Annotated in this window: 1 protein-coding gene; it reads right to left on the bottom strand. The window is 55.8% G+C overall.

Annotated features, from left to right (window positions below; translation table 11 throughout):
- The coding region (locus CH339_RS25500) for an ACP S-malonyltransferase (protein WP_146610291.1) at positions 1–434 on the bottom strand (434 nt) is incomplete at both ends.

The following is a 434-nucleotide window of genomic DNA, read 5'->3' as shown; positions in this document are numbered from 1 at the left end:
GCCGGCTTCATCAGCTCAGAATGGAACGGCCCGCTGACTTCGAGAGGAATCGCGCGTTTTGCGCCCTTTTCTTTCGCAAGCTCTGAAGCGAGCTCCACGCCTTTAGCTGTTCCCGAGATGACGATTTGCCCAGGGCAGTTCAAATTGGCGAGCTGAACAAGGTTTCCTTCTTCGGAAATTTTGTCCGTCACTTCTTTCAGCGCCTGGCTGTCCATGCCGAGAATGGCCGCCATCGCGCCTTCTCCCGCCGGCACGGCTTCATTCATGAATTCGCCGCGCTTTCTGACGGCATAAACCGCATCTTTAAACGACAAGGCGCCGGCAGCGACCAATGCGCTGTATTCGCCGAGGCTGTGACCTGCCGCATAGTCGGCTTTAATGCCGTATTCCTTCAGTTTTTCAAGCGCTGCGATGCTCGCCGTTAAAAGGCTTGG

Source organism: Rhodobium orientis (genome assembly GCF_003258835.1).
In the GTDB taxonomy this organism is placed as follows: Bacteria; Pseudomonadota; Alphaproteobacteria; order Rhizobiales; family Rhodobiaceae; genus Rhodobium; species Rhodobium orientis.
The sequence above is the reverse complement of the archived record's forward strand: the minus strand, read 5'-3'. Positions and strand labels throughout refer to the sequence as shown.